The organism is uncultured Maricaulis sp. (genome assembly GCF_963976135.1).
Classification (GTDB): Bacteria; Pseudomonadota; Alphaproteobacteria; order Caulobacterales; family Maricaulaceae; genus Maricaulis.
Genome location: NZ_CAXBKN010000095.1, coordinates 1 through 9,494, shown reverse-complemented (window position 1 = coordinate 9,494; position 9,494 = coordinate 1). Strand labels below are relative to the sequence as shown.

General features: G+C 63.6%; 10 protein-coding genes. 1 reads left to right on the top strand and 9 read right to left on the bottom strand.

The annotated features are described in order from the left end of the window. Window positions 1-245: 245 nt before the first annotated feature. The gene (locus tag AAC023_RS11950) at window positions 246-632 is read left to right on the top strand and encodes a hypothetical protein (RefSeq protein ID WP_339741430.1); all 387 of its coding nucleotides are present in this window, start codon (window positions 246-248) and stop codon (window positions 630-632) included. Between the two features lie 2 nt (window positions 633-634). Here the strand turns inward: AAC023_RS11950 and AAC023_RS11945 are convergent, their stop codons facing one another. From AAC023_RS11945 to ppdK, 9 genes are all read right to left on the bottom strand, one after another. Further along, window positions 635-1,270, bottom strand: a complete 636-nt coding sequence (locus AAC023_RS11945; RefSeq protein WP_339741429.1) for an LON peptidase substrate-binding domain-containing protein — start codon at window positions 1,268-1,270, stop codon at window positions 635-637. Between the two features lie 59 nt (window positions 1,271-1,329). Then, window positions 1,330-1,881, bottom strand: coding sequence for an SRPBCC domain-containing protein (locus tag AAC023_RS11940; protein ID WP_339741428.1), 552 nt, complete (start codon window positions 1,879-1,881; stop codon window positions 1,330-1,332). A gap of 53 nt (window positions 1,882-1,934) precedes the next feature. Then, a complete protein-coding gene (locus AAC023_RS11935) occupies window positions 1,935-2,441 on the bottom strand; it encodes a DUF1993 family protein (RefSeq protein ID WP_339741427.1) in 507 nt (168 codons plus the stop codon). Window positions 2,442-2,589: 148 nt separating this feature from the next. Further along, the gene (csgH, locus tag AAC023_RS11930) at window positions 2,590-2,988 is read right to left on the bottom strand and encodes a curli-like amyloid fiber formation chaperone CsgH (protein WP_339741426.1); all 399 of its coding nucleotides are present in this window, start codon (window positions 2,986-2,988) and stop codon (window positions 2,590-2,592) included. A 99-nt stretch (window positions 2,989-3,087) separates the two neighbouring features. Beyond that, window positions 3,088-3,600: a curlin-associated protein gene (locus tag AAC023_RS11925; protein WP_339741425.1), complete on the bottom strand. Its 513-nt coding sequence runs from the start codon at window positions 3,598-3,600 to the stop codon at window positions 3,088-3,090. 213 nt (window positions 3,601-3,813) lie between these two features. Continuing rightward, window positions 3,814-4,443 carry a hypothetical protein gene (locus AAC023_RS11920; RefSeq protein ID WP_339741424.1) on the bottom strand — a complete coding sequence of 210 codons (630 nt, stop codon included), beginning with the start codon at window positions 4,441-4,443 and terminating at the stop codon, window positions 3,814-3,816. A 145-nt stretch (window positions 4,444-4,588) separates the two neighbouring features. Continuing rightward, window positions 4,589-5,470 (bottom strand): hypothetical protein, encoded by an 882-nt coding sequence (locus tag AAC023_RS11915; protein WP_339741423.1) that lies wholly within the window; start codon window positions 5,468-5,470, stop codon window positions 4,589-4,591. A 184-nt stretch (window positions 5,471-5,654) separates the two neighbouring features. Beyond that, window positions 5,655-6,422, bottom strand: coding sequence for a cell wall hydrolase (locus AAC023_RS11910; protein WP_339741422.1), 768 nt, complete (start codon window positions 6,420-6,422; stop codon window positions 5,655-5,657). Window positions 6,423-6,625: 203 nt separating this feature from the next. Beyond that, window positions 6,626-9,298 (bottom strand): pyruvate, phosphate dikinase, encoded by a 2,673-nt coding sequence (gene ppdK, locus AAC023_RS11905; protein ID WP_339741421.1) that lies wholly within the window; start codon window positions 9,296-9,298, stop codon window positions 6,626-6,628. Window positions 9,299-9,494 lie beyond the last annotated feature (196 nt).

The following is a 9,494-nucleotide window of genomic DNA, read 5'->3' as shown; positions in this document are numbered from 1 at the left end:
TCGGCATTCGCCGGCTCTAGCCTCGCCTGGCCCCGGCCCCGGGGCCGGGCCGGGGCCGCACGCACGATTCGGGCTGACCACAGCAAAACCTGGACAAAATTCTTGCCCTGGTCCGAGTTGCGCACAAATCACCAACCCGAATTATGGCGAATCTGGGCAACAAATCGCTCTTTCGCCCCATTTTCTGCAAAGTTCACCTGCATACCGCACGGTTCTTGGTAAACGGTCAGGGGAAATAGTCCGGTTTGCGCACGTATTCGACCAGTGAATTCGAGATCCGCATTGATGACGGTCTGCTCGAAATGCGGAGCGAGGGAGCGCGCGTGTCGAAATCCGGGAGCGATGGCGAGCGCGCCTTCAACAGTCTGATGCAAAGCGAACCGATCCGCCTCGCCGCCTTCGACATTCGCGCCGCCGACTTCAATTTCTCAAAAATCGAGCTGGAAATGCGCATGCGCCATATCGGTCGTCTGTGCCGCGACATACCGCTCGCCCTGATCGGCCGCGGCGACCAGCAGGACCAGCTGCACATCGCCCTGAATGTGATCGGCCAGATGGGCGGCAATGCCCGCGCATTCCGCTCACGCGGCCAGGCCATTGCCTGGCTCCGCGCCCAGCGCCCGGCCGGCTAGCCCTATTGCGGCCGCCCGCCGGCCCGGGCCGCGATCAGGCCGGTCACCAGGTCTTCAACCATCCGCTGGCGCGCCGCACTGTCGGGCGCCTCGAGCAGGTCCTGCCGCGCCTGCGCCGGCAAGGGTGCCAGCATGGCGGTGCGGTCAATCAGGGCCTCGAAAGGCATGTTTTCGAGCCCGTTCCAGTCGAGCTGGATATTCTCGCCCGCCAGCCAGACGCCGAGCAGGCGGATCAGACGCGACCGGTCACCCTGCAGCGCCGGACGCGGCGCCAGGTCATGGGCGAAGGGCCGGTAATCGACCTGGCCGATGCGGTAGGGGGTCGCCGCCTCGGCCTCGGCCTTGAGGGCAAAACGGCTGATCCCGGCGAGCGTCACCAGATAGCGGCCATCGCGGGTTTCAACGAAGGATTTGATCCGCCCGGCCGTGCCGATGCGCTGCAAGGCAGGCTCGCCGGTGGCCGTTTCGGCTTCGGGCTGGATGACGCCGATATGGCCGCCTTCGCGGCGCGCATCGTCGATCATGTTGAGATAGCGCGGCTCGAACACGTTCAGCGGCAGCAATTCTCCAGGCAGGAGGATACAGCCAGCGAGCGGGAAGAGCGGCAATGAGGCGGGCAGTGTCTGGGTCTCGTTCATGATCCAGAGATAGGAAGGCCGGGCGCCGCCGCCAAGGGCCGGCCCCGGTTTTCAGTGCCTCAGGGCGCATCCCAGGCGGCGCAGGGTGATTGCGGCTCGCGATGGCAGCCCGCTTCGATCCAGGGTTTCAGCCGGCCACCGATGAAGTGCTGCCAGGTCGCCAGCACGACCGCCGCCAGCTCGGCATCAATCTGCCCCTGCATGGCAAGATCGACCTGAAACCGGGTGCCATCATCCTGCGGCCGCAAGGTCCAGCTGGTCACCAGATCGACCGACCGGCCGGACAAGCCGAGCGGACCATGCAGGCGCAATGCCGAGGGCGCGTCGACATAGATCACCGTCGCGTGCAGGGCGCCGTCATCGCTGCCCTCGCGCAGCCTTTCATAGAAGCGGCCGCCGAAGCGCGGCTCAATCACCAGTTCGGCCGGCTCCAGGGCAAAGCTGTGATCCCACCAGGGTGAGACATCGCCGGTCGCTGCGTCAAACACGGTCGCGGGCGGCGCGTCGATTTCAACGGTGAATGAGGCGGTGAAGCCCTGCGGCTCGAAACTCTCGACGCCGGCATCCTGGAGCGCGACCGCCCCGGCCAAAGCCATCAGTGCAAACAGCATAATCTCCCCTGTCCTGTCAGACCGAGGAGATTAGCGGCTCGCAGCCAGCGAGGCTAGACGGCGAGGAAGTCGCGCTTGCCGACCGGCACGCCCATATTGCGCACCAGCGCATAAACCATTGAAGCGTGGAACAGGACATTGGCGAGGACGTAATTCTGAACGAAGGCATGGCGCGGCAAGGTCATTTCCTTGCCGGGACCGGCCGGGAAACTGATCTCACCGGACGGATCGGCATCGAGCGCGGCGGCCGGCAGGGCCCAGACGGCGGCGCGGGCGGCGGCCAGACGGGCGCGCAGATCATCGAATGAGGCTTCGGTATCGGGGATGGAAACCGGATCCTGCCCGGCCAGGCGCGACAGGCCGCGGACAGAGAAATCGCTGACCAGCTGGACCTGGCGCTTGAGCGCGAACATGTCGGGCGTCAGACGCCAGTCGAGATAGACGGCCTCATCGACCTTGTGCTCGGCGGCATGGGCCGCGGCCTTGGCGAGAATGCCGTCCAGCGCGCGATAGGTCTGGTCGAGCTGGGTTTTGGCAATGGATGAAAGTGGAATGGACATGGTGACTTCCCCTTGATTGGAAGCCATCAGATGGGGGCGTTCGAGGCAAAGGGCCAGAGGCGGGAATGTGAATACCTGCTATGGCCGAAATCACCCCCGGCCGCCTGCGAGCCGGCCATCGCGGGATTGCCGCCATGGCCGGCCGGGATCAGACCCGTTCATTCCAGTTGCAGACCGGATCGCCATTGGCATTCCAGGTCGACAAACGGGCCGAGAAATCCGCATCGGTATCGAGCAGGATATCGGACAGAAGCGTGTCTTCACTACCGCTGAGCGGCACATCGCCCTCCTGGACGATATCGAAACCACCGCCGCCGATGCGCTGGGTGACAACCATGCGGTAATTGCTTCCCGCCTCACCCTCGCCCCAGGCCGTGACCAGCAGGCCGTCCGGCGTCGCGGCCAGCTCGATATGGCAGGCCGTATCAGCGTGACTTTCGGGGTCCGCAGCCGACTGGAGAAAGCCGTCAGGCTCACCAGGCTGGAGCGCCAGCAGGGCTGCGCCGGCGATCGCCGCGATATTGGCAGCTAGAATATTCATGCTCATGACAGTCTCCTTCTCGACTGCAGGTTTCAGGGAGTGCGGACTGGCCGGTCAGGCCGTCCGGGGAGGACAATCATGCCCTCCCCGGGCTTGCGACCGGGATTAGTGCTCGCCCTGGATAACCAGGGTGACATTGCCGCTACCCGTCTGGTTGACGTGGGCATTCTGGCCATTGCCAACCTGGATGATGCCGACACCATTGTTCGAACCATACTGATCCGTTGTCGCGGTGTTGTTGCGGCCGATCTGGGCGATACCCGACAGGTTGCGATTGCCGGTCTGGACACTGTCGGCGTAGTTGTTGCGGCCTTGCTGACCGATCACCGCATCATTGCTGCGGCCATACTGGTCGACATGCGCCTGGTTGTAGCGGCCGGACTGACCGACAGTCGTGCCATTGCGGGCGCCATCCTGGATCACTGTGACATACTGGCGATCACCGCGCTGATTGATGACCATCGACTGACGCGTGCCATTCTGGCGGCCGGCGATGTCGTTGTTATAGCCCTGCTGGCTGATGGCCACGCGGTTGCGCGATTGTGCTTCAGCAGCGCCAACGGTGCCGAGAACAGAAACAGCGACGAGGGCGCTGGCGAGGAAAAGACGGATTTTCATGGCTTAACTCCATTTGGTGTTGCCCGACGCCCAATGCATCGAAGACTGATACTGTTCTAACCGAAGCCAGGTGAGCCGATCCTGAGGGCCTTATTCAGAAAGCCGACAGGTGGATGAATGGCAGGTGTCTGGCGACAAGTGGTTGAACAACAAAGAAAACGCCCGGCGTGAAAGCGCCGGGCGTCGAGTTGAGGGACAGAAAAGAGGGCAGGTTCAGTTCGGCCGCCGGTTGGCGATCGCGGCACGCAGCCCGCGGCTGCGCTCCAGGTGCGAGGCGCGCGGGGGTCTCGGCGGCGTGTGGGCCGCAGCGGGACCGCGATAAGGCTGCGCAACCGGGGCGCTATAGGTCGCCGGATTGACCGCCGGCCCATTCAGCATCTCGACGGGATAAAGCGCCGGGGTCTGCGTCCGGCAGATCAAACGGCCACGATCATCGAACACGGCGAGGTCGACATGCAGGGCCGCGTCCTGGCCATATTCGGCGTCGCGGATTTCATCCATGCCGCGAAACCCGCCCGCGACCACATAGCCGAGGCCAAGATGCGTGCGGGCGAGAACCGTGTCGCCTGAACCATTTGACGAGAAGCGGCCGCTGAGACCACTGTCGGTGGCGCCGTTTGGCATGCCCTGATAGGCCACAAGGCTGTAGCTGCCGGACAGGCCCGGCGCCGCCTTGGCCACGATCTGGGCCGAGGAATTGGACAGATAGACCTGGACGGCACAGCGTTCATGCGCAGCCAGCGCCATGCCCGAAGACTGGGCATTGGCTGGTGCAGTGCCGGCCATCAGGGCCAGACCGAGGGTGGCCGCGGCCAGTTTCAATGTGGGTTTCGTGAAAGTCATTGATCGGGTCCTCCTGATCGGATGCCGGACGCGAACGTCCTGTTGATCCGTGTATAGAGGGCCCGGCATGACGCCCGCCTGAGGAGGAAGTTCAGCTGGCGTTCACCCGGGCAGGATGCCGGGCGGCACCAGTATCAGGCCAGTATCAGGAGAGTTTCCCGGCCCGGCCAGGGGCGGGCTTGTCGCTGCGCCCGAGCACGACGCTGGCCGCCGCGGTCGCGCCGCCGCCCAGCCAGGTCAGCTCGGCAAAACCAAGCGCTTTCAGAACTTTGGTCATGCGCTCACGATGGCCGGGCCGGGATGGATCACCAGACATATCGGCTTCGACGCTGATCCCGTCCCCGTCATCCTGCACCAGCATGGTGACCAGGCGCTCTCCCCTCTGGAACTCGACACTGGCACACCGGCTGGCATAGGCCGGCTCGGCCGCGCGTTGCGCCAGCTTGCGCTGCCAATTGCCGACCGCCAGGCCCTGGGCCTTTTCCGAAGCGGAGAAGCCGAGATTGCCGAACTCGATTGCATTGGCAAGCAGGACATGAAGCCCGACCGCCATTTCACAGGCGCACGGCAAGGTGGCCGCCAGGAAGTTGGACAGACGGCTGGCCTCGTCCATGGTCCGGACGCTGAAGCTTGCACTGTGCAGGGCCATGACCGGTTCGAGCGCCGCCGCGGGCGAAGCTTCAAAACTGCGATAGGCCAGCAAGCCCTCGATCACGGTGGCGAGCGAGGCGGCATCGATATCGCCTGGCAGATGCAGATCGGCGGTCCCCGAGCCCCTGGAGCTCGCTGTCACCAGTATGGTTTTCTGGTTCGGCGCCGCATGCTTGCGTGCTGTGGCCACGAGTGCGGCATTGGCGTCATCGACCAGCATCACCGCGACCGGCGCGTCGGGCACTGCCAGGGGCCCCAGATACACAGTCACATCCATGCCCTCGGCGAGTACCCGCGACAGCGTCCGTACGCGCGGACTATCAGTCATGCACAGCCAGAGACGCTGCGGCGTGGTGGTGGAGGTTGAAGCGCTCATGACGGACCCAAAACCGGGAATCTCAAAGCATTCCCTGACATTTGAACCTTTGCAGCAATGTCTTAATAACCAATATTCGCGGTCGGGCCGGCCCGTTTACGCCCTCGCCCCCACCCGCCGGGTCAAAAAAAGACCCCGGATGGCTCCAGGGTCCTGTCTCAATCGCGATGCGGCAGGCCCGCGATCAGGCGTCGCGGGCAGCCACGACACCGGCCGAGCGTTCGGTGCGGGTCGGGAAGCGGTAGAAAATATGGGTGCCGATCCGGCGGGTCCGCACCAGCGTACTGCTCCAATGCGGGTCAACGGCGACGGTATGGTAATGCGTCGCACGGCGTGTCACGTCGCGGCCAAAACCCATGAAGGCATGCTGCGCGATCAGTTCGGCCCGGCGCCAGGCGCGGCCCCGTGGCGTGCGCATGGTCGACCCGTCACAGGTGAAGGAGAACTGACAGCCCGTGCTGCGCTCGGAACCCTGATAGACAACGCCGCAAATCGTGTCCGGATAGGCCGAATGGCGCACCCGGTTCATGATCACCTGGGCGACGGCAAGCTGGCCGACAAAGGCCTCGCTGCGTGATTCGTAATAGATTGCCTGGGACAGGCAATTCAGCTCGGCGGTGAAATCGGCGGCCATCGAGAAATGCGTGCTGTCGAATGTGCGCAGATCATCGATCGGGCGCTCGGTCAGGACAGCGCCGCGGACGCGGTCTGCCTCAAGCGAGAGGGCCGCAATCTGCAGGGTGCGTGGCGCATCCCAGGCGGTCTCGACATCGCCTTCATGAAGATAGCGCTGGGCCAGGGATTGCCAGAGGACGGTTTCGTCCTGCTCACGGGCGCGTCCGGACGCGGCATTCAACCCCAGTACGGTCAGCAGGCACAACAGGACGAAGGCCACCGTATGAAAGGCGGTCGCGACCTGCTCTTGCTGTCTTCGTACTGCGTCCGAACTCATTCGCACTCCCGTATTCAGCCTGGTCGAATCAATGCGATGCAATGACCGTACCATGCAAAAGCGAACCCGCCTCTGCTCGAAAATTAGCGCTGCTCTCTATGAGAACAGACCGATCTGGTCAAGCACGCGGCACGATTACAAATAAGAAATGACTCTCCCGAAACAAGAGAAGGTCTGTTTCACCCACCAAGTTCAACAGGTTATCACTTCCGTCGCAGATTGGCCTGCGCCGCCGCCAGGCGCGCAATCGGCACGCGATAGGGCGAACAGGACACATAATCGAGCCCGACTTCTTCACAGAAATCGATCGAGGCCGGATCGCCGCCATGTTCGCCGCAAATCCCGAGTTTCAATGCGGGACGGGTCGCACGGCCGCGTTCCACGGCGATACGGACCAGATCACCAACGCCGTCACGATCAATCGTCACGAAGGGATCCTTTTCCAGAATGCCCGCTTCGAGATAATCGCCGAGGAATTTGCCGGCATCATCGCGCGACAGGCCGAATGTGGTCTGGGTCAGGTCATTGGTGCCGAAGGAGAAGAATTCCGCGTCCTTGGCGATCTCGCCTGACATCAGGCAGGCGCGCGGCAATTCGATCATCGTGCCGATCAGGTATTTCGGCTTGGCGCCGGTCTCTTCCGCGACGGCCTGGGCCACCCCGGCGACGCGCGCCTTGAGGATCGACAATTCGGCGACGGTTGCGACCAGCGGGATCATCACCTCGGCGAGGGGCTGGAAACCGGTTTCCTTCTCGACGGCGACCTGAGCCTCGAAAATCGCCCGCGCCTGCATTTCATAGATTTCCGGGAAGGTGATGCCGAGACGGCAGCCACGATGGCCGAGCATGGGATTGCTCTCGGCCAGATCGCGGGCCCGCGCCATCAATTGCTCTGCCGGCAGGCCGGTGGCCGTGGCGACGTCCATCACATCCTCTTCCGTGTGCGGCAGGAATTCATGCAGCGGCGGATCGAGCAGGCGGATGGTGCAGGGCAGTTCGCCCATGATGCGGAAGATCTGCGCGAAATCATCGCGCTGCATCGGCAGGATTTTGTCGAGGGCGGTGACGCGGCCATCCTGGTCATTGGACAGGATCATTTCGCGCACGGCGGCGATTCGATCCGCATCGAAGAACATGTGTTCAGTACGGCACAGGCCGATGCCTTCGGCGCCGAATTCGACGGCGGTCTGGCAATCCTGCGGCGTTTCGGCATTGGCGCGCACTTTCATGCGGCGCGTCTTGTCGGCCCAGGCCATCAGAATGGCGAATTCGCCGGTCAGTTCCGGCTTGATCATCTTGGCTTCGCCATAGAGGACCTGGCCATTGGAGCCGTCAATCGTCACCATTTCACCGTCATTGACGGTACGGCGGCCGACCATGAAGAGTTTCTTGGCGTAGTCGATCTTGATCTGGCCGGCACCGGAGACACAAGGCCGTCCCATGCCGCGCGCGACGACGGCGGCGTGGCTGGTCATGCCGCCACGCGCCGTGATGATGCCTTCGGCCGCATGCATGCCGTGAATATCTTCCGGCGAGGTCTCGATACGCACGAGGATGACTTTTTCGCCCGCCTTGGCGCGCTCCTCGGCCTCGTCGGAATCGAACACGACGCGCCCCGTCGCCGCGCCCGGAGAGGCCGGCAGACCGGTGGTCAGCACATCGCGCTCGGCTTTCGGATCGAGCGTCGGGTGCAGCAATTGGTCGAGATGCGCGGGATCGATCCGCATCACCGCCTCTTCCTCGGTGATCAGGCCTTCCTGGGCCATGTCGGTGGCGATGCGCAGGGCCGCCTTGGCGGTGCGCTTGCCGGTCCGCGTCTGCAGCATCCAGAGCCGGCCGCGCTCGACCGTGAACTCGATATCCTGCATGTCGCGATAATGGCGTTCCAGCTTGTCGAAGGCGGCGGAGAGCTCGGCATAGCTCTCCGGCATCGCCGCTTCCATCGAGGGCGAATGATCGCCCATGCGCTCGCGCATCGCCTCGGTCAGGCATTGCGGCGTGCGGATGCCGGCGACGACATCCTCGCCCTGGGCATTGACGAGGAATTCGCCGTAATAGCCGCTATCGCCGGTGGAGGGATCGCGCGTGAAGGCCACGCCCGTCGCCGAGGTCTCGCCCATATTGCCGAATACCATGGCCTGGACATTGACCGCCGTGCCCCAGCTGGCCGGGATATCGTGCAGGCGGCGATAGGTCTTGGCGCGCTCGGTCATCCAGCTCATGAAGACGGCGCCGATGGCACCCCAGAGCTGTTCGCGCGGATCGGTCGGGAAAGGCCGGCCCAGCGCAGTGGCGGCGGCGGCCTTGTAGCGGCTGACGATTTCTTCCCAGTCATCGGCACTCAGATCGGTGTCGAGGGAATAGTCATTCTCGTCCTTGAAGCCGTCGAGAATGTCTTCGAAAATTGCGTGATCGACGCCCAGCACGACGTCGGAATACATCTGGATGAAGCGGCGATAACTGTCATAGGCAAAGCGGCGATCACCCGACAGCGCGGCCAGGCCGGCGGCGGTCTCGTCATTGAGGCCGAGATTGAGCACGGTATCCATCATGCCCGGCATCGAGGCGCGCCCACCCGAGCGCACCGAGACCAGCAGCGGATTGGCCGGATCGCCGAGCACCTTGCCGGCCGTCGCTTCCAGCTTGGCCAGGGCGGTTTCGACCTGTTCATTGAGATCAGCAGGATATTGGCGCTTGTTCTCGTAGAAAGCCGTGCAGACCTGGGTCGTCAGGGTGAAGCCTGGCGGCACCGGCAGGCCGAGCGTCGCCATTTCGGCGAGATTGGCGCCCTTGCCACCGAGGAGCTCACGCATTCCCGCCTCGCCCTCCGAATAGCCGGCACCGAACGCGTAAACCCACTTATTGCCTGCAGTCATGACTTCAATCCCTGTTCAAGCATCGTCATCAACCATCAATCCGATTGAAATCGGCCACGGCACAGATCGCCGCCCGGATATCGGACAATAAAAGGAGTCTGTTGCGGCGCAATGCAGGCTCGTCTGCATTGACCGTAACCGTCTCGAAAAACGCGTCGATCGGTGCGCGCAGGAGCGCCAGCGCGGCCATGGCGGC

What these genes read in the sequence shown, in the direction of transcription:
- csgH (WP_339741426.1), bottom strand. Translation starts at nt 2,988, where the DNA reads ATGAGCATGAATATTCTAGCTGCCAATATCGCGGCGATCGCCGGCGCA.
- AAC023_RS11925 (WP_339741425.1), bottom strand. Translation starts at nt 3,600, where the DNA reads ATGAAAATCCGTCTTTTCCTCGCCAGCGCCCTCGTCGCTGTTTCTGTT.
- ppdK (WP_339741421.1), bottom strand. Translation starts at nt 9,298, where the DNA reads ATGACTGCAGGCAATAAGTGGGTTTACGCGTTCGGTGCCGGCTATTCG.
- AAC023_RS11920 (WP_339741424.1), bottom strand. Translation starts at nt 4,443, where the DNA reads ATGACTTTCACGAAACCCACATTGAAACTGGCCGCGGCCACCCTCGGT.
- AAC023_RS11935 (WP_339741427.1), bottom strand. Translation starts at nt 2,441, where the DNA reads ATGTCCATTCCACTTTCATCCATTGCCAAAACCCAGCTCGACCAGACC.
- AAC023_RS11940 (WP_339741428.1), bottom strand. Translation starts at nt 1,881, where the DNA reads ATGCTGTTTGCACTGATGGCTTTGGCCGGGGCGGTCGCGCTCCAGGAT.
- AAC023_RS11910 (WP_339741422.1), bottom strand. Translation starts at nt 6,422, where the DNA reads ATGAGTTCGGACGCAGTACGAAGACAGCAAGAGCAGGTCGCGACCGCC.
- AAC023_RS11945 (WP_339741429.1), bottom strand. Translation starts at nt 1,270, where the DNA reads ATGAACGAGACCCAGACACTGCCCGCCTCATTGCCGCTCTTCCCGCTC.
- AAC023_RS11915 (WP_339741423.1), bottom strand. Translation starts at nt 5,470, where the DNA reads ATGAGCGCTTCAACCTCCACCACCACGCCGCAGCGTCTCTGGCTGTGC.